Below are 17738 nucleotides of genomic sequence, written 5' to 3'. Positions count from 1 at the left end.
ACACCTCTTTTTCAACTCCCTTCTGGCCTCGATGAACTGAAGCAACCTACTGCCGAAACCTGCATAACTCATTGAATCTCAAGGAGTTTTCCGTTTCGACTGCGCCGGAAGTGGGGCGAATTATAGACATCTAGAATTCGCCGTCAACCCCTATTTTCAGCTTTATTCGGATTTCAGCGTAATCCGTGCAAATGCCTTCTTGCCCGCCTGGCAAACATGGGTCGCGCCCAGTACATATATAAAGGAGCGATCAACCACCTCGCCGTCAACGCGCACACCACCAGACGCCAACAGATCGCGCGCCGCCGCCGAGTTCTTCACCAAGCCTGCCTTATTAAGAACGGCCGCAATCGGCATATCTTCCGCAGAAGCCAATTCGATTTCCGGCAGATCATCCGGCAGCTCGCCATCCTTCATGCGATTGCCTGCTGCGCGATGAGCATTGGCCGCAGCCTCACCACCATGGAAGCGCGCAACGATCTCTTCTGCCAGCTTGATTTTGACATCACGCGGATTGGCACCGGCCTCTACATCAGCGCGCAGCGCATTGATCTCATCCATCGAGCGGAAGCTGAGCAGCTCGAAGTAACGCCACATCAAGGCATCTGGAATCGAAACCAGCTTGCTGTACATGACACCCGGAGCTTCCTGAATACCGACGTAGTTGCCCAAGGACTTGGACATCTTCTTCACACCATCAAGACCCTCAAGCAGCGGCATGGTCAGAATGCATTGAGCCTCCTGTCCATAACCGCGCTGCAGCTCACGCCCCATCAGCAAGTTGAACTTCTGATCAGTGCCGCCCAGCTCCACATCCGCGCGCAGAGCCACCGAGTCGTAACCCTGAACCAGCGGATAGAGGAACTCGTGAATAGCGATTGGCTGATTAGTGGTGTAGCGCTTGTTGAAGTCATCGCGCTCAAGCATACGAGCGACGGTGTACTGGGAAGTCAGGCGAATGAAATCCGCTGGCCCCATCTGATCCATCCAGGTGGAGTTGAACGCCACTTCGGTTTTCGCCGGATCAAGAATTTTGAACACCTGAGTCTTGTAGGTCTCGGCGTTTTCCAGAACTTGCTCACGCGTCAGCGGAGGACGCGTAGCGCTCTTGCCACTCGGATCACCGATCATCCCGGTGAAGTCACCTATAAGGAAGATCACTTGATGCCCCAGCTCCTGGAACTGGCGCAGCTTATTAATAAGCACCGTGTGACCCAAGTGCAGATCCGGGGCGGTCGGATCGAAACCAGCCTTGATACGCAGCGGTTGGCCGCGCTTGAGCTTCTCGATCAGCTCGGACTCGACCAATAGTTCTTCCGCACCACGTTTAATCAGCGCTAGCTGCTCTTCAACCGACTTCATAACAGACCCGCAAGGCTCAGATTCAAAGGGAACCAACCATACAAGATCGCGCACCAATTACAAGTTTTGCCCGGCGCACGGACACTAATCCACAGACAGGGTGTCTGTAGACTTGCTTCGGGGATGATTTGGTTATATTTTATACAGTTATTTCATCTTCATCATGTCATTCATCTTTTCCAATTCATCTTTTTTCAAAGTCAAAACTACTTATGACCACAGAACCGTCTAAAGCGCCTCCGCTTTACCCGAAGACCCACCTGCTCGCCGCAAGTGGAATCGCCGCCCTTCTCAGCCTGGCACTCCTGGTATTCCCTTCCAGTGATGTTGAAGCCAAAAAGACGACCCTGAGCCTTGAACTGGAAAGTCCTGCTGAACAACTGACACAAGATCAAGACGCTGCTGATGCGGCTCAAGCCACAAATGAAGCAGTAGCTTCACCGTTCGCCCAGATCGAAAACAGCGACGAAAATACCCCGCAAACCGCTGAAACCGAGCCTGCACCTGCGCCGGCAGCGGAAAAAGCCAAGGCTCCCGGCCACCGCGAAGTCGTGGTCGCCAAGGGCGATACACTGTCCACCCTGTTCGAAAAGGTCGGCCTTCCAGCCGCGTCCGTGCACGAAGTGCTGGCTAGCGATAAACAAGCCAAACAATTCAGCCAACTCAAACACGGCCAGAAACTCGAATTCGAATTGAGCCCCGAAGGCCAACTGACCAGCCTTCACAGCAAGGTCAGTGACGTCGAAACCATCACCCTTACCAAGAATGACAAGGGCTACGCCTTCAACCGCGTCACCGCGAAACCTACCGTTCGCACTGCTTATGTTCATGGCGTTATCAATAGCTCGCTCTCCCAATCCGCCGCACGCGCAGGCCTCTCTCACAGTTTGACCATGGATATGGCCAGCGTATTTGGTTATGACGTCGACTTCGCTCAGGACATCCGCCAAGGCGACGAATTCGATGTGATCTACGAACAGAAAGTGGTCAACGGCAAGTCAGTCGGCAATGGCCCGATCCTGTCCGCCCGTTTTACCAACCGCGGCAAGACCTACACCGCCGTGCGTTACACCAACAAACAAGGCAACAGCAGCTATTACACGGCTGACGGCAACAGCATGCGCAAAGCCTTTATCCGTACTCCGGTGGATTTCGCCCGCATCAGCTCGAAGTTCTCGATGGGCCGCAAGCATCCGATCCTCAACAAGATCCGTGCTCACAAAGGCGTCGACTACGCTGCACCACGCGGAACGCCAATCAAGGCTGCCGGTGACGGCAAGGTCCTGCTGGCCGGCCGCCGTGGTGGCTACGGCAATACCGTAATCATCCAGCACGGCAACACTTACCGTACGCTGTATGGCCACATGCAAGGCTTCGCCAAGGGCGTGAAGACTGGCGGCACCGTCAAGCAAGGTCAGGTCATCGGTTACATCGGTACCACCGGTCTTTCTACCGGCCCGCACTTGCACTACGAATTCCAGGTCAACGGCGTTCACGTCGATCCATTGGGTCAGAAGCTGCCAATGGCCGATCCAATTGCCAAAGCCGAACGCGCTCGCTTCCTGGCTCAGAGCCAACCGCTGATGGCGCGCATGGATCAAGAGAAGGCCACCATGCTGGCTTCGAGCAAGCGTTAAGCCATGGCCCTGTATATCGGCGTGATGTCCGGAACCAGTCTCGACGGTCTGGACATTGCCCTGATCGAACAGACCTCGGCGATCAAACTGGTCGCCACGCAATACATTCCCATGCCTGAATCCCTGCGCGCCGAGCTGCTTGGCTTGTGCGCCAGCGGCCCTGACGAAATCGCCCGCTCGGCGATTGCGCAGCAACACTGGGTGAAACTCGCCGCGCAAGGCATCCGCACTCTCCTCCATCAACAGCAACTCAAACCTCAAGACATTCGGGCGATAGGCAGCCACGGCCAGACCATTCGCCACGAACCGGCGCGCGGCTTTACCGTGCAGATCGGCAACCCTGCCCTGCTCACTGAGTTGACCGGCATCAGCGTCGTCAGCGACTTCCGCAGCCGCGATGTCGCAGCAGGCGGTCAAGGTGCCCCTCTGGTCCCAGCGTTCCATGAAGCTTTGTTCGAAGAGCGTACCGGTAACCAGGCCGTCTTGAATGTCGGCGGTTTCAGCAATTTGAGTCTGATAGAGCCGACCAAGCCTGTAGCCGGTTTCGACTGTGGCCCGGGGAATGTTCTGATGGACGCATGGATTCAGCAGCAGCGCGGCGAAAACTACGACCGCAATGGCGACTGGGCAAAGTCAGGCTCTGTTGAGCCAACCCTATTGAAGGCACTGCTCAGCGATCCGTTCTTCGTCACCAAAGGCCCGAAAAGCACTGGTCGCGAAGTGTTTAACCTGCCATGGCTGGAACAACACCTGTCCCACCTGCCAGCCTTCGCAGCAGAAAATGTACAGGCCACGCTACTTGAGCTGACAGCTCTAACCATCGTCGAGTCGCTGCAAAGCGCACAGGCTGATACGCAGGAGCTGCTGGTTTGTGGCGGCGGCGCACACAACGCCACACTGATGAAACGCCTGGCCGAGTTGCTGCCGAACACAACGGTCGCCAGCACCGCGACCCACGGCGTTGATCCGGACTGGGTCGAAGCCATGGCCTTCGCCTGGCTTGCCCATTGCTGCCTTGAAGGCCTCGCCGCCAACCGGCCAAGCGTCACAGGCGCCGAAGGTCTGCGCGTACTCGGCGCCATCTACCCCAACTGAATAAAACGCGAGCAACAAAAAACGCCGCAGAACCGTAGGGCTCTGCGGCGTTTTGTTATCTGTAACGAAAGCGATCAGATCGAGAACGACGACCCGCAACCACACGTCGTGGTGGCGTTCGGGTTCTTGATCACGAAGCGCGAACCTTCCAGACCTTCCTGGTAATCCACTTCAGCACCGGCCAGGTACTGGAAGCTCATCGGATCAACCACCAGACTCACGCCTTCGCGCTCGACAATGGTGTCGTCATCGGCCACATCTTCATCGAAGGTGAAACCGTATTGAAACCCTGAACAACCGCCGCCCGTAACGAATACGCGCAGCTTCAAGCGATCATTCCCCTCTTCATCGACCAGGCTCTTCACCTTGTGCGCGGCACCGTGGGTGAATTGCAAAGCCGTGGGGGTGAAGGATTCGACGCTCATGCTGACTATCTCCCGGCGTTACGCCGCCATAATGCGTGATGACGGGCATTATCCGCTTGTCCTAGAAAATCGGTCAACTATTGTTACGGTATATCAATAAACCCGATGAGCTGTTCACCATGCAAAAAGGCCCGCTCAACGGGCCTTTTTGCTGTGCAGCTTAAAGTGTTACGGCAGCATACCGGCGTGGGACAGGCCGAAGCGCTCATCCAGCCCGAACAGGATGTTCATGTTCTGCACCGCCTGACCCGACGCGCCTTTGACCAGGTTGTCAATCACTGACAGCACCACGACCAGATCACCATCCTGTGGCCGGTGAACGGCGATACGGCAGACGTTGGCACCACGCACGCTGCGGGTTTCCGGATGACTGCCGGCCGGCATCACGTCGACGAACGGTTCGTTGGCATAACGCTTTTCGAACAGCGCCTGCAGATCTACCGAGCGATCGACCACGGTCGCGTAGAGCGTGGAGTGAATGCCGCGGATCATCGGGGTCAGGTGCGGAACGAAGGTCAGGCCGACATCCTTGCCTGCAGCACGACGCAGACCCTGGCGAATTTCCGGCAGGTGGCGATGACCTTTTACCGCGTAAGCCTTCATGCTTTCCGACGTCTCGGAGTACAACGAGCCTACCGCCGCACCGCGACCGGCACCGCTGACACCGGATTTGCAGTCGGCAATCAGCCGCGAAGCATCCGCCAGACCAGCCTCAAGCAGTGGAAGGAAACCTAGCTGTGTAGCGGTTGGATAGCAACCCGGTACGGCGATCAGGCGAGCCTTCTTGATCTGCTCGCGATTGACTTCCGGCAAACCGTAGACCGCTTCATCCAGCAGTTCGGGCGCGCCGTGCGGCTGACCGTACCACTTGGCCCACTCTTCGGCGTCCTGCAGACGGAAGTCTGCCGACAGGTCGATGACTTTGGTGCCCGCCGCCAGCAGTTCGCCCGCCAGTGCGTGAGCCACACCGTGTGGCGTGGCAAAGAACACCACATCGCAAGCGCCCAGGGTTTTGATGTCCGGCACGCTGAAGGCCAAGCCGTCGTAGTGACCGCGCAGGTTCGGGTACATGTCAGCCACGGCCAGACCGGCCTCGGATCGGGAAGTGATGACAACCACTTCTGCCTGCGGATGCTGCGCCAACAGACGCAGCAGTTCGACACCGGTGTAACCCGTGCCGCCGACGATACCGACCTTGACCATAAACCTGCCCTCAACGAACCCACTGGAAAGCCGTCGATAATAGGGGCCGCGCGCCCCTGCGACAACCGTCAAGGTGACGCGCGGACGCTCAAGCCTCTACTATCGGGCCTACCGTGAACCTGGAATAACTAAAAATGCTCTATCTATGGATCAAAGCTTTTCACATTGTCAGCATCGTCTGCTGGTTTGCCGGCCTGTTCTATCTGCCCCGCCTGTTCGTGTATCACGCACAAAGCGAAGACACGATCAGCAAAGAACGCTTCAGCCTGATGGAGCGCAAGCTGTACCGCGGCATCATGGGCCCGGCGATGATCGCCACGCTGATCTTCGGCGGGTGGCTGATCTACCTCAACCCGGGCATCTTCAGCATGGGTGGCTGGATTCACGCAAAACTGACCCTCGTCGTCTTGCTGATCGGCTACCACCACATGTGTGGCGCGCAGGTAAAACGATTTGCCCGTGGCGAAAACACCCGCAGCCATGTCTTTTATCGCTGGTTCAATGAAGTGCCGGTTCTGATATTGCTGGCTATTGTAATTCTGGTCGTGGTCAAGCCGTTCTAACTTCAACAAGTACAGATCCTCGGGGTATTCAAAATGTCGCTGCCCGCTTTGCTGGAACAACGTCTGCGTTTGCCTGTGGTGGCGGCGCCGATGTTCCTGATCTCCAACCCGGAACTGGTGCTCGCCTGCTGCCGTAATGGCGTGGTCGGCAGTTTTCCGGCCTTGAACCAGCGCGAAAGCAGCGGATTCAAGGCCTGGCTGGAACAGATCGAAGCGGGACTGGCGACACTGGATAATCCGGCGCCCTACGCGGTGAACCTGATCGTGCACAACAGCAATCCGCGCTTGCAGGCCGATCTGAATATTTGCGTCGAACACAAAGTGCCAATCGTCATCACCAGCCTCGGCGCGGTGAAAGAACTGGTGGATGCGGTGCACAGCTATGGCGGCCTGGTCTTCCATGACGTCACCACCCGCCGGCATGCGGAGAAAGCGGCCGAGGCCGGTGTCGATGGGTTGATCGCGGTGGCTGCCGGCGCCGGGGGCCATGCTGGCACCTGGAGCCCGTTTGCGCTGATCGCCGAGATTCGCGAGTTCTTCGACAAGACGCTGTTGCTTGCAGGATGTTTGAACCATGGCCACGAGATTTTGGCTGCACAACTGCTCGGCGCGGATTTGGCCTACTTTGGTACGCGATTTATCGGCACCACCGAAAGTCATGCGCCTGACGCTTACAAGGAGATGCTGCTGACAGCCAAGGCTGCCGACATCATTCATACTCCTGCCGTGTCTGGGGTTCCAGCCAGCTTCATGCGCCAAAGCCTGCAAGCGGCCGGGTTCGATACGGCAGCACTGCAAGGCAAGGGCGAAGTGAACTTTGGCGACAAGCTCAAGCCGATCAGTGATGAAGCCAAAGCCTGGAAGACCGTGTGGTCTGCCGGCCAGGGCGTAGGACAAATTGATGACTTGCCGAGTGTGGATCAACTGATCCGCCGTCTCGACGCAGAATATCGGCAGGCCCAGGAACGCGCCGCGCAATTGCCGCAGCGCTGGCCTCGCTAAGAAATAATCAGGCCGGTCGCCGTTGGACTGGCCTTACACTGATGAACTTTCAAACTATTCGCGACAAGGATGCCTCGGCCATGAGCGACCCCCGTTACAAGATCGTATTCGACGGTGCTCTACAGCCCGGTGTCGAGATCGCCACTGCCAAGCTCAATCTGGCGAACCTGTTCAAAAGCGATGTGGCGGCCATTGAGCGTCTGTTTAATGGCAGCGTCGTCGCACTCAAGCGTGACCTTTCCCACGGCGATGCCCAGACGTACTTGCAGGCGCTGAACAAAACCGGAATCGAGGCACGTATTGAAAACGAAACACCTATCGAGCTGAACCTCGCCGACGTCCGTGAGCATGCGCCTGCAATGGCAGAGCCGGACTCACCTTATGCACCACCGCGGGCCAACGTCGGCGAGCATCTTCCGGCATTCGCCACACTCAAGCCATTCAGTGTCGAAGGCCGGATCGGTCGCCTGCGTTTTCTGGCGTGGACCATGGTGCTCAGCCTTGTGACGTTGCCAATAGTCGGCGTGTTCGCCCTGATCGCTTTGGGTCTGGTCAGCGGCGATTCGACCACGGGCTTGATCATTGGCGGCATTTTCGCCTTCTTCCTGTTTATCGGATTCTTCATCGTCACCATTCTTTTCAGCGTTCAGCGCTTGCACGATATCGGCTGGTCAGGCTGGCTCTGGCTGCTGAACCTGGTGCCGTTCGTAGGTAGTTTCTTCCCGCTGGTGATCATGGTCGTACCGGGCAATACCGGCGTTAATCGCTATGGTCCACCGCCTCCGCCGAACAGCACTGCGGTCAAAGTACTGTGCTCGCTATGGATAGTGTTCTTCGCCTTGATCTTTGCCGGCGGACTACTCGGCGGCTTCTCGGCCGTCCAACAGGAATATGAAAGCAATCTGGAAAGCAGCTACGAAAGCGGCTCGGTGACCACCGATGAAATCGACGTCGAGGTCGAACCCGCAGCAAATTCCGCCGACGAGGCAGCCGAAGCCGCGCAGGCCCCTGTAGACTCTGCGCAAGAATGAACAGCGCTCTCCGCCGTGACACCCGCGTCGCCGGCGCGGAGCTGTTGCGATGGAGAATTGCATGACCCGTTACGCTCTGATCACCGGCGCTTCCAGCGGCATCGGCCTGGCGATGGCCGAAGCGCTGGCCCGGCGTGGCCGCAGCCTGATTCTGGTGGCTCGACAGCGTGATCAGCTGGAAAGTATCGCGATCGAACTGACCCAGCGCTTCGGCGTCGAGGTGTTGTTTCGTGCCTGTGATCTGGGCGAGCCCTTGCGCTTGTCCGGTTTTTTGCTGGAGCTGGAAGAAGGCGACCGGCAGATTGATCTGCTGGTGAACTGTGCGGGTATTGGCACTTGCGGGCCATTCCTCGCCCAGGACTGGATGACCGAACAGGATCTGATCGAAGTGAATATCCTCGCCCTCACCCGCCTGTGCCATGCGATCGGCAACAGCATGGCGCTGCAGGGCGGCGGGCAGATTCTAAATGTTGCTTCGGTGGCCGCGTTCAATCCCGGGCCATGGATGAGCACCTACTACGCCAGCAAAGCGTATGTTCTGCATTTTTCCGAAGCCTTGCGGGTCGAGCTCAAGCAGAGCGCCGTGAAAGTTTCGGTGCTGTGTCCGGGGCCGACGCGTACAGCGTTTTTTCGCACGGCGCAACTGAACAGCGACAAACTCAAAGACAGCAAATTACTGATGAGCCCGGAGGAAGTCGCGCTGTACACCGTGCGCGCCCTCGACAAGAACCGCGCAATCATCATCCCGGGTCGGCGCAACCGCTGGTTCGCGTTCTTGCCGCGCCTGGGTTCGCGCTGGCTCAACCGCACCATCGTTGGCATGGTCAACAAAGCTTACTGCCCGCGCTGAAGAATCATTGTTCAACGCGATACACTGGACTCAGCCCAAACAACGGAGAAAACAGCAGTGGATACTCTGTTCACCAAGATCATCAACCGGGAAATCCCGGCCAATATCATTTACGAGGACGACCAGGTTCTGGCGTTCCACGACATCGCCCCTCAGGCACCGGTACATTTTCTGGTGATTCCGAAGAAACCGGTGCGCACCCTCAATGATCTGACTGAAGACGACAAGGCTTTGGCCGGGCATATCCTGTTCACTGCGCAGCGTCTGGCGCTGGAACTGGGTTGCGAGGAAGGTTTCCGCGTGGTGATGAACTGCAATGAAAAAGGCGGACAGACGGTCTACCACATTCATATGCATGTACTGGGACAGCGCCAGATGAACTGGCCGCCGGGGTAAGATTCACCGACCAGGCCTGCGGTTTGTCACCTGTAGGAGCTGCCGAAGGCTGCGATCTTTTGATCTTCGAGGTAGCAAAAACAAGGTCAAAAGATCGCAGCCTTCGGCAGCTCCTACATAAAGCACATCCAGCACATAAAGCACATCCAGTGTGGCAAATGACCCAGCGCAAACCTTCCCCGGCCGATTCGGTTAAACTGGCCGCCGAGATTCTTCCCGGAGGTCAGCATGACTACCCAACGTCACTACTCGCCAATTGACCGTCTGTTGCTGCAAGCCGATGCCGCTATGCGCACTTTGCTGCCATTCAGTGGCCAGCCGTACCGTCCATCGCCAGCGATTTTGCAGCCGGACACGCCAATGAGCGATGAAGACACCCGCCACGTTGCCGGGCTGATGCGCATCAACCACACCGGTGAAGTCTGCGCCCAGGCGCTGTATCAAGGGCAGGCGCTGACCGCCAAGCTGCCTCAGGTTCGCGAAGCCATGGAGCACGCGGCCGAAGAAGAGATTGATCATCTGGTCTGGTGCGAACAGCGTCTTCACCAGTTGGGCAGCCATACCAGTGTGCTTAATCCGCTGTTTTACGGGATGTCGTTCGGGATCGGCGCAGTGGCCGGGTTGATCAGCGACAAGGTCAGCCTCGGGTTTGTCGCAGCGACCGAACATCAGGTGTGCAAACACTTGAACGAACATCTGGAACAACTGCCGGCCGAGGACGAAAAGTCCCGGGCGATTCTGGAACAGATGCGCATTGATGAAGAGCATCATGCGGAGAGTGCGCTGGAAGCTGGAGGGTTTCGTTTTCCGGCGCCGGTGAAGTTCGGGATGAGTATTTTGGCCAAGGTGATGACCAAGAGTACTTATCGGATCTGAGAATGGTATTGCCGCAGTGGGCCTCTTCGCGAGCACGCTCGCTCCCACAGGATTCTGTGATCCAGCAATAAAAAAAGGCGACTACCGCAAAGTAGTCGCCTTTTTTGTGCCTGGGAATCTTAGGTCGGCATATTGCGCGCTTAAAAGATTTCGAGCATTTCGTGTTTCACACCAGCAGTCACCTGAGCGTGTTGCTCGCGGGACAGGTTGCTGGTGGCGTCGCCGAACAGGTCGTTATCCAGTTCGAAGTTCTTCAGTTGGATGTCGGCTCAACCGAGTTCGACAATTTCGTAGTCGTGAGTGATTTCCACACCGGCCGCACCGAGCATGATCGAGGCCGAGCAATACTTCTCGGCGGACAACTCGATGGCGCGTTTGACCTGGGCTTCTTTCAAGCCACGGCCCTTGACCACGAAGTGCATGTGAATCTTGGTGAACACCTTCGGATCTTCGGTCGCGCGTTCGGCTTCGAGGAAGGCTTCGCAGCTCTCAACGGCCTGACGCGACTTCTTCAAGATGCTGACCACGTCGAAATTGCTGCAACCACCCACACCGAGCAGGAGCATTTCCATTGGGCGAACACCCAGGTTACGACCACCGGCGTCCGGCGGACCGTCCATGACCACGACATGACCGCTGCCGGATTCGCCGAGGAACATGGCTTCGCCAGCCCATTGGATGCGTGCCTTCATCGCCAAGACTCCACTGTAGAAAAAAGGGTCGCCAGCTTAGCACAGGGCTTTGCTCGGACATCGTGGGATCCTTCGTAGGACGGAAGCGTCTACAACGTAGGTAATTTCTCGAATTTGCGACGAAGTGTCTGTTAAGCTGGCGCCAATTCGCTGGCGCCCATGCCAGCTGTGCAGCGACCGCCTTCAGCGCCTCATAAAAAAATCAAACATCACCGTGCAGTCTTTTCGGGATACAACCATGGTTGCTATTACCCCCACACCCAAAATCAAGAACCTCGACAAGCTGCTGATGCATTGCCAGCGCCGTCGCCATGCGGCCAAAAGCAACATCATCTGCGCGGGCGATCGCTCCGATACGTTGTACTTCATCATCAAGGGCTCGGTGACGATCCTGATTGAAGATGATGACGGCCGTGAAATGATCATCGCCTACCTGAACGCCGGGGATTTCTTTGGTGAACTGGGCCTGTTCGAACAGGCCGGCCACGAGCAGCAGCGCAGCGCCTGGGTGCGGGCCAAGGTTGAATGCGAAACCGCCGAAATCAGTTATGCCAAGTTCCGCGAATTGTCGCAGCAGGATCCGGACATTCTTTACGTCCTCAGCGGACAAATCGCACAACGTCTGCGCAACACCACGCGCAAGGTCGGCGATCTGGCGTTCTTCGACGTCACTGGCCGAGTAGCACGTTGCCTGCTGGAGTTGTGCAAGCAGCCGGATGCGATGACCCACCCGGACGGCATGCAAATCAAAGTGACGCGTCAGGAGATCGGGCGGATTGTCGGTTGTTCGCGGGAGATGGTCGGTCGCGTGCTCAAGGATCTTGAAGAACGCAACCTGGTCGATGTGAAAGGCAAGACCATGGTGGTCTTCGGTACGCGTTAAGCGTACATCTGCGCCAGCATCAAACGAAACAGCTCATCGAGACGCGCCAAGGCCTGTGGCGCGTTGAATTTCTCATGCAGGGCGATGTGGCTTTGCGCCCTCACCCGCTGCTCCAGGCCACACGCTTCGTTGAAGCGATTGACCGCCGCGACCATCGATTCGCGCTCGTCATCCATCAGCATCGCCCCGTGCACCAGACCGACCGGGCGCTGTCCGCCCTGACTCTGGCGCCAGCGCTGGGCAGTGCCGACCATTTTGCGGCCGTCGAGGTTGACGTTGAAGCGGCCATCGCAGAACGCACCGTCGATTTCGCCCAACGATGACGTGCCGCCCAATTCATCCAGCAACTGACAGATCGGATCACACAGACGGCGGTAGCCGGTTTCGATGCGATTCAGATCACCTTCGCTGCGCGGTGGCGCGTAGACCAGGGCGATGTTGATTGTTGCGGCAGATTGCGGAACCGGCTCGCCGCCGGTTTCACGCAGCAGGACTGGCCAACCGGCAGCGGCGGAGACTTCACAGGCGTGGTCGAAACCGGGCAGACGATTAAGACGGCGTGGCATGACCAATGCGCGATCGCTGGGCTGCCAGAACAGCAGGCCGAATTCTGAGTCGCCGGCGCAGACCGAGGCCAGCAAATCCTGTTCGGCTTGCAGGCCGGCTTCGATGGTCAGGGGGGTTGGCAGCGACATCGAGAACTCCGGAAGATCTGGAATCTTTAGAGGTTATTAGGACGTCTTCGCGAGCAAGCTCGCTCCCACAGGTAAATGCATTCCAAATGTGGGAGCGAGCTTGCTCGCGAAAGGGTCGACTCGGTCTGGAGCGAATCAGTCGAGGGTCGAACCGCTGATCGGCACGCCACGCTCCGGGAAGAACAGGCGCTGCAATTCAGTGCCCGGATTTTCCGCACGCATAAACGCTTCGCCAACCAGGAACGAGTACACGTCGCTGATTTCCATCAACTCGACATCGGCACGATTAAGGATGCCGCTCTCGGTGATGACCAGACGATCGCGGGGAATACGCGGCAGCAGGTCGAGGGTGGTTTCCAGGCTGACTTCAAACGTGTGCAGATTGCGGTTGTTGACCCCGACCAACGGCGTGTCGAGGGTTTTCAACGCGCGCTCCAGCTCATCGCCGTCGTGCACTTCGACCAGCACGTCGAGACCGACGCTTTTCGCCACCGAAGCCAGCTCGGCCATTTTCACGTCATCCAGCGCGGAGACGATCAGGAGCACACAGTCAGCGCCCAGCGCGCGGGCTTCAACGATCTGGTACGGATCGATCATGAAGTCCTTGCGGATCACCGGCAGGCTGCACGCCGCACGAGCCTGTTGCAGATAGGCGTCGGCGCCCTGGAAGTAATCGATATCGGTGAGCACGGACAGGCAAGTCGCCCCGCCCTTCTCGTAGCTTTTGGCAATGTCGGCCGGAACGAAATCCTCGCGGATCACGCCTTTGCTCGGCGAGGCCTTTTTGATTTCAGCGATCACCGCCGGCTGCTTCTTCTTCGCTTGCGCCAGCAATGCCTGGGCAAAACCACGGGGTGCATCGGCCGCCTTGGCCAGACTTTCCAGCTCGCTCAGGCTGACGCGGGCGCTACGCTCGGCGACTTCCTGAACTTTGCGGGCCAGAATGTTTTCCAGAACCGTCGGTACACTCATCCCTCATTCTCCACTTTGAATACCGCGGTAAAGGCACCCAGTTCCTCGAGTTTCTCCCGAGCGAGGCCGGTGTGCAGCGCGTCGTGTGCAAGCTCGACACCCTGTTTCAAACTGCTCGCCACGTCGGCGGCGTACAACGCAGCACCGGCGTTTAGCACAATCATTTCGGCGGCTTTTTGGCCGTTTTCGGTTTTGCGCTTGCCGAGGGCATCACGGATCAGCGCCAACGATGCTTCCGGGCCTTCGACCGACAGACCGTGCAGGCTCTGGCTCTTCATGCCGAGATCTTCCGGCTCGACCCAATATTCAGTGATTTCGTTGTTCTTCAGCTCGGCAACAAAGGTCGGCGCAGCGAGACTGAACTCGTCCAGACCGTCCTTCGAATGCACCACCAGCACATGCTTGCTGCCCAAACGCTGCAGGACTTCGGCCAATGGCCGGCACAGCGCCTGAGTAAACACGCCCACCACCTGATGTTTCACACCGGCCGGATTCGTAAGCGGGCCGAGCATGTTGAACAGCGTACGCAGACCGAGATCCCGGCGCGGGCCGGCGGCGTATTTCATGGCCTTGTGGTGGGTCTGGGCGAACATGAAACCGATGCCGACGTTGTCGATGCAACGTGCTACCTGAACCGGCGTCAGGTTCAGATAGATGCCGGCGGCTTCGAGCAAATCGGCGCTGCCGCTCTTGCCCGATACCGCACGGTTGCCGTGCTTGGCGACGGTGCACCCGGCAGCGGCGACAACAAAGGACGAAGCGGTCGACACGTTGAAGATGTTGGCACCGTCACCGCCGGTGCCGACCACATCGACCACGCCGTCGAGGGTTTTCAGTTCAACCTGATCAGCCAACTCACGCATCACCGAGACCGCGCCGACGATTTCGTCGATGCTTTCGCTCTTCATGCGCATGGCCATCATGAACGCGCCGATCTGCGCGTCGGAGCATTGGCCGGTCATGATTTCGCGCATCACATCGCGCATTTCATCGGTGCTGAGGTCGAGGTGATCGACGATACGGCTCAGGGCTGTCTTGATATTCATGGGAAGTCCTTAGCGCGTGCCGCCGGTTTGTTTGAGGAAGTTGGCAAACAGTTCATGCCCCTGCTCGGTGAGGATCGACTCGGGGTGAAACTGTACGCCCTCAATGTTCAGGGTCTTGTGACGCAGGCCCATGATTTCGTCGACCGAACCGTCGTCGTGTTGTGTCCACGCGGTCAGTTCCAGGCAATCGGGCAACGTGTCGTGTTTAACGATCAGCGAATGGTAGCGAGTCACGGTCAACGGATGGTTGAGGCCGTTGAAAACGCCCTTGTCCTCGTGGAATACCGGGCTAGTCTTACCGTGCATCACCTGTCGGGCGCGGACTACATCGCCGCCAAAGGCCTGACCGATGGACTGGTGACCCAGGCAAACACCGAGGATCGGCAGCTTACCGGCAAAGTGCTTGATGGCTTCGATGGAGATGCCGGCTTCGGTCGGCGTGCAAGGGCCTGGGGAGACGACGATACGCTCGGGGTTGAGCGCTTCGATTTCGGCGATGGTCAATTGGTCGTTGCGCACGACTTTGACTTCGGCACCCAGCTCGCCGAGGTATTGCACAACGTTGTAAGTAAAGGAGTCGTAGTTGTCGATCATCAGCAACATGGCGTTTCGAACCTCTTGAATTCTGACTTGAAGACAGCCTTCAGATGACTTGCCCGCAGGGCGCTGCACGATGTCGGACGCAGGTGGACGCGTCGGCAAAGCGGCATTTCAAACGGGTAAGGAAGGCAAAGCGATACAGATCCGGCGGGGCCGGCAGAAAAGATTCAGGCGCGCCAACGCCAGCGGGCGTGTGCCTTGATGACTTGATCCAGAAGTTTGCTGGTGATCAACACGGGGAAGGTCTCGTTCATACGTTCCCGCACAGTAACTTAGCTGGGCGGACCGTGCAATATGGCCGGGCCAGTGGGGGATAAATCCAGACGAGGATTCGCGACCGATGGCAAAACGCCGTAGGATTTTGGTACTGTCGTTTCGTTCACCTACAACAATAAATAAACGGACTTGCTCATGATCAGACAGACGTTGTTTGTACCACTGGCCGGCTGCTTGTTGGCAATGGCTTGCGCCCAAGCGTATGCCGCACCCAATCCTTATTCGAATTTCGTGGTGTTTGGCGACAGCCTCAACGATGCCGGCACCTTCAGGGACACCGGCGGCCCGGCGGGTGCCACTCAGCGCTATACCAACCGCACAGGGCCGATCTATCTGGACGGCAGCGGCGAAGCGCGTGATCTGAACGCCACTCAACGGCTGGGTGCACGCTTGGGCTTCACTGCGGATCAAACCGCATCCTCCAGCTCGGCAGTGCGCGCCGAGAACGGCCAGCCTGACGGCAACAACTGGGCGGTGGGCGGCTATCGCACCGACCAGATTCTCGATTCGATCACCACCCAGTCCGCCACCGGTGAACGCACCCGTGCCGGCTACCTGCCTTCGAACGGTTTCCGCGCCGACCCGAATGCGCTGTATTACATCTCCGGTGGCGGGAACGACTTCCTGCAGGGTCGCATTCTCAGTCTGCCCCAAGCCAACGCCGCGGCTGATCGACTCGCTGATAGCGTGCAGACTCTGCAAACCGCCGGCGCTAAATACGTGATGGTCTGGCTGTTGCCCGATGTCGGCCTTACGCCAGCTATTAACGGCACCCCGCTGCAAGCCTTCAGCAGCCAACTCGCCGGTCAGTTCAACAATCAGTTGGTCACTCGCCTGCAAGGCATCAACGCCGAAATCATTCCGTTGAACATTCCGGTGCTGCTCTCGGAAGTGTTTGCCGATCCGGGGCGCTTCGGCCTGGCCACCGACCAGAACCTCACCGCGACCTGCTTCAGCGGCAGCAGTTGTCCGGAAAACGCCCGCTACGGCATCAACAGTGCCACGCCGGATCCGACCAAACTGATCTACAACGATGGCGTGCACCCGACCGAAGCCGGACAGAAACTGATCTCCGACTACGCCTATTCCCTACTGGCCGCGCCGTGGGAACTGACGTTGCTGCCGGAAATGGCCCACGCCACAGTGCGTGCGCACCAGGATGAACTGCGCAGCCAATGGCAGGCGGATTGGGAAAACTGGCAAGCGGTCGGTCAATGGCGGGCGATTGTTTCCGCCGGTGGTCAGCATCTGGATGTCGACAGCCAAAGCAGCGGCGCCAGCGCCGACGGCAGCGGTTACAACCTCAACGTCGGCGGCAGCTATCGTCTCAACGAGGCGTGGCGTGTCGGTGTGGCCGGTGGTTTCTACCGACAGAATCTGGAGGCTGGGCACAACGATTCGGACTACAAACTCAACAGTTACATGGCCACCGCGTTCGCCCAATTCCAGCAGAATCGCTGGTGGGCTGACATGGCGTTGACCGGCGGCAAACTCGACTACGACAACCTCAAGCGCAAGTTCGATCTCGGCGCCAGCGAGGGCGCGGAGAAAGGTGATACCGACGGCAGCCTGTGGGCGTTCAGCACCCGTATCGGTTACGACATCGCCCAGCCGGGCAGTGAATGGCATCTGTCGCCGTTCGTCAGCGCCGATTACGCCAGCGTCGATGTCGACGGCTATTCAGAGAAGAGCAACCGTGCGACCGCGCTGACCTTCGATGACCAGACCCGCGACTCGAAACGCCTCGGTCTCGGCTTGCAGGGCAAGTACAACCTCACTCCGCAAACTCAGGTGTTCGGCGAATACGCCCACGAGCGCGAGTATGAAGATGACGTGCAGAAGGTGCGCATCGCACTCAATACCCTGCCGGCCAATGACTTCAAGCTTGAGGGTTACACGCCGCAGAGTCATTTGAACCGTTTGAGCCTGGGCGTCAGCCACAAGCTCACGGCTGATCTGGCTTTGCGTGGCGGGTATACGTTCCGCAAGGATGATGACTTTACTCAGCAGGGCGTGAACGTCGGGGTTGTGCTCGACTTCTAGATCGCAGGCACAAAAAAAGCGGCGCCCTCACAGGCGCCGCTTTTTTATGACTGAACACAATCACCTGTAGGAGTGAGCCTGCTCGCGATTG

General features: G+C 58.1%; 18 protein-coding genes and 1 pseudogene. 10 read left to right on the top strand and 9 right to left on the bottom strand.

The genetic code is table 11. The features are described from left to right. Positions 1-162 precede the first annotated feature (162 nt). Positions 163-1362, bottom strand: a complete 1200-nt coding sequence (tyrS, locus tag EJA71_RS05795) for a tyrosine--tRNA ligase (RefSeq protein WP_158955092.1) — start codon at positions 1360-1362, stop codon at positions 163-165. A gap of 212 nt (positions 1363-1574) precedes the next feature. Between tyrS and EJA71_RS05785 the strand changes: the two genes are divergently transcribed. Then, positions 1575-2999: a peptidoglycan DD-metalloendopeptidase family protein gene (locus tag EJA71_RS05785; RefSeq protein ID WP_158955090.1), complete on the top strand. Its 1425-nt coding sequence runs from the start codon at positions 1575-1577 to the stop codon at positions 2997-2999. A gap of 3 nt (positions 3000-3002) precedes the next feature. After that, positions 3003-4094, top strand: coding sequence for an anhydro-N-acetylmuramic acid kinase (locus tag EJA71_RS05780; protein WP_158955088.1), 1092 nt, complete (start codon positions 3003-3005; stop codon positions 4092-4094). Between the two features lie 74 nt (positions 4095-4168). On the opposite strand, the gene erpA is transcribed toward EJA71_RS05780, so the two are convergent. Both erpA and argC read right to left on the bottom strand, forming a co-directional pair. After that, the gene (gene erpA / locus EJA71_RS05775; RefSeq protein WP_003176443.1) at positions 4169-4519 is read right to left on the bottom strand and encodes an iron-sulfur cluster insertion protein ErpA; all 351 of its coding nucleotides are present in this window, start codon (positions 4517-4519) and stop codon (positions 4169-4171) included. A 168-nt stretch (positions 4520-4687) separates the two neighbouring features. Continuing rightward, on the bottom strand, positions 4688-5722 hold the full coding sequence (argC, locus tag EJA71_RS05770; RefSeq protein WP_016983465.1) for an N-acetyl-gamma-glutamyl-phosphate reductase: 1035 nt from the start codon (positions 5720-5722) through the stop codon (positions 4688-4690). A 134-nt stretch (positions 5723-5856) separates the two neighbouring features. Between argC and hemJ the strand changes: the two genes are divergently transcribed. The 6 genes from hemJ (at position 5857) to coq7 (ending at position 10440) form a co-directional block, all read left to right on the top strand. Next, entirely contained in the window at positions 5857-6285 is a 429-nt protein-coding gene (gene hemJ / locus EJA71_RS05765; protein ID WP_158955086.1) for a protoporphyrinogen oxidase HemJ, read from the top strand. A gap of 33 nt (positions 6286-6318) precedes the next feature. Then, complete coding sequence (locus EJA71_RS05760; protein ID WP_158955084.1) at positions 6319-7287, top strand: nitronate monooxygenase family protein; 969 nt, start codon at positions 6319-6321, stop codon at positions 7285-7287. Between the two features lie 80 nt (positions 7288-7367). Further along, on the top strand, positions 7368-8318 hold the full coding sequence (locus EJA71_RS05755; protein WP_158955082.1) for a DUF805 domain-containing protein: 951 nt from the start codon (positions 7368-7370) through the stop codon (positions 8316-8318). 61 nt (positions 8319-8379) lie between these two features. After that, positions 8380-9168, top strand: coding sequence for an SDR family oxidoreductase (locus EJA71_RS05750; RefSeq protein ID WP_034155108.1), 789 nt, complete (start codon positions 8380-8382; stop codon positions 9166-9168). A gap of 57 nt (positions 9169-9225) precedes the next feature. After that, complete coding sequence (locus tag EJA71_RS05745; protein ID WP_122594836.1) at positions 9226-9564, top strand: histidine triad nucleotide-binding protein; 339 nt, start codon at positions 9226-9228, stop codon at positions 9562-9564. A 228-nt stretch (positions 9565-9792) separates the two neighbouring features. Further along, positions 9793-10440, top strand: coding sequence for a 2-polyprenyl-3-methyl-6-methoxy-1,4-benzoquinone monooxygenase (coq7, locus tag EJA71_RS05740; RefSeq protein ID WP_158955081.1), 648 nt, complete (start codon positions 9793-9795; stop codon positions 10438-10440). A 140-nt stretch (positions 10441-10580) separates the two neighbouring features. Here the strand turns inward: coq7 and EJA71_RS05735 are convergent. Both EJA71_RS05735 and EJA71_RS05730 read right to left on the bottom strand, forming a co-directional pair. Further along, a pseudogene (locus tag EJA71_RS05735) lies at positions 10581-10697 on the bottom strand (S-adenosylmethionine decarboxylase); the annotation flags it as partial. 12 nt (positions 10698-10709) lie between these two features. Further along, positions 10710-11132, bottom strand: a complete 423-nt coding sequence (locus EJA71_RS05730; RefSeq protein ID WP_158955079.1) for an OsmC family protein — start codon at positions 11130-11132, stop codon at positions 10710-10712. A gap of 238 nt (positions 11133-11370) precedes the next feature. Between EJA71_RS05730 and crp the strand changes: the two genes are divergently transcribed. Further along, positions 11371-12015, top strand: a complete 645-nt coding sequence (gene crp, locus EJA71_RS05725; protein WP_158955077.1) for a cAMP-activated global transcriptional regulator CRP — start codon at positions 11371-11373, stop codon at positions 12013-12015. On the opposite strand, the gene EJA71_RS05720 is transcribed toward crp, so the two are convergent. From EJA71_RS05720 to EJA71_RS05705, 4 genes are all read right to left on the bottom strand, one after another. Then, entirely contained in the window at positions 12012-12710 is a 699-nt protein-coding gene (locus EJA71_RS05720; protein WP_158955075.1) for a lipoate--protein ligase family protein, read from the bottom strand. The two genes, crp and EJA71_RS05720, sit on opposite strands and share 4 nt — an antisense overlap. A 135-nt stretch (positions 12711-12845) precedes the next feature. Then, positions 12846-13682: an indole-3-glycerol phosphate synthase TrpC gene (gene trpC, locus EJA71_RS05715; protein ID WP_158955073.1), complete on the bottom strand. Its 837-nt coding sequence runs from the start codon at positions 13680-13682 to the stop codon at positions 12846-12848. Beyond that, positions 13679-14728, bottom strand: coding sequence for an anthranilate phosphoribosyltransferase (gene trpD, locus EJA71_RS05710; protein WP_093441874.1), 1050 nt, complete (start codon positions 14726-14728; stop codon positions 13679-13681). Before trpD ends, trpC begins: the two co-directional genes overlap by 4 nt. A gap of 9 nt (positions 14729-14737) precedes the next feature. After that, a complete protein-coding gene (locus EJA71_RS05705) occupies positions 14738-15331 on the bottom strand; it encodes an aminodeoxychorismate/anthranilate synthase component II (protein WP_158955071.1) in 594 nt (197 codons plus the stop codon). A 408-nt stretch (positions 15332-15739) separates the two neighbouring features. Between EJA71_RS05705 and estP the strand changes: the two genes are divergently transcribed. Then, entirely contained in the window at positions 15740-17647 is a 1908-nt protein-coding gene (estP, locus tag EJA71_RS05700) for an esterase EstP (protein WP_158955069.1), read from the top strand. Positions 17648-17738: the final 91 nt, after the last annotated feature.

Source organism: Pseudomonas sp. PB106 (assembly GCF_009764645.1).
In the GTDB taxonomy this organism is placed as follows: Bacteria; Pseudomonadota; Gammaproteobacteria; order Pseudomonadales; family Pseudomonadaceae; genus Aquipseudomonas.
The sequence above is the reverse complement of the archived record's forward strand: the minus strand, read 5'-3'. Positions and strand labels throughout refer to the sequence as shown.

Excerpts from the sequence above, each read along its gene's own strand:
- tyrS (WP_158955092.1), bottom strand. The coding sequence starts at position 1,362 with ATGAAGTCGGTTGAAGAGCAGCTAGCGCTGATTAAACGTGGTGCGGAA.
- EJA71_RS05785 (WP_158955090.1), top strand. The coding sequence starts at position 1,575 with ATGACCACAGAACCGTCTAAAGCGCCTCCGCTTTACCCGAAGACCCAC.
- EJA71_RS05780 (WP_158955088.1), top strand. The coding sequence starts at position 3,003 with ATGGCCCTGTATATCGGCGTGATGTCCGGAACCAGTCTCGACGGTCTG.
- erpA (WP_003176443.1), bottom strand. The coding sequence starts at position 4,519 with ATGAGCGTCGAATCCTTCACCCCCACGGCTTTGCAATTCACCCACGGT.
- argC (WP_016983465.1), bottom strand. The coding sequence starts at position 5,722 with ATGGTCAAGGTCGGTATCGTCGGCGGCACGGGTTACACCGGTGTCGAA.
- hemJ (WP_158955086.1), top strand. The coding sequence starts at position 5,857 with ATGCTCTATCTATGGATCAAAGCTTTTCACATTGTCAGCATCGTCTGC.
- EJA71_RS05760 (WP_158955084.1), top strand. The coding sequence starts at position 6,319 with ATGTCGCTGCCCGCTTTGCTGGAACAACGTCTGCGTTTGCCTGTGGTG.
- EJA71_RS05755 (WP_158955082.1), top strand. The coding sequence starts at position 7,368 with ATGAGCGACCCCCGTTACAAGATCGTATTCGACGGTGCTCTACAGCCC.
- EJA71_RS05750 (WP_034155108.1), top strand. The coding sequence starts at position 8,380 with ATGACCCGTTACGCTCTGATCACCGGCGCTTCCAGCGGCATCGGCCTG.
- coq7 (WP_158955081.1), top strand. The coding sequence starts at position 9,793 with ATGACTACCCAACGTCACTACTCGCCAATTGACCGTCTGTTGCTGCAA.
- EJA71_RS05730 (WP_158955079.1), bottom strand. The coding sequence starts at position 11,132 with ATGAAGGCACGCATCCAATGGGCTGGCGAAGCCATGTTCCTCGGCGAA.
- crp (WP_158955077.1), top strand. The coding sequence starts at position 11,371 with ATGGTTGCTATTACCCCCACACCCAAAATCAAGAACCTCGACAAGCTG.
- EJA71_RS05720 (WP_158955075.1), bottom strand. The coding sequence starts at position 12,710 with ATGTCGCTGCCAACCCCCCTGACCATCGAAGCCGGCCTGCAAGCCGAA.
- trpC (WP_158955073.1), bottom strand. The coding sequence starts at position 13,682 with ATGAGTGTACCGACGGTTCTGGAAAACATTCTGGCCCGCAAAGTTCAG.
- trpD (WP_093441874.1), bottom strand. The coding sequence starts at position 14,728 with ATGAATATCAAGACAGCCCTGAGCCGTATCGTCGATCACCTCGACCTC.
- EJA71_RS05705 (WP_158955071.1), bottom strand. The coding sequence starts at position 15,331 with ATGTTGCTGATGATCGACAACTACGACTCCTTTACTTACAACGTTGTG.
- estP (WP_158955069.1), top strand. The coding sequence starts at position 15,740 with ATGATCAGACAGACGTTGTTTGTACCACTGGCCGGCTGCTTGTTGGCA.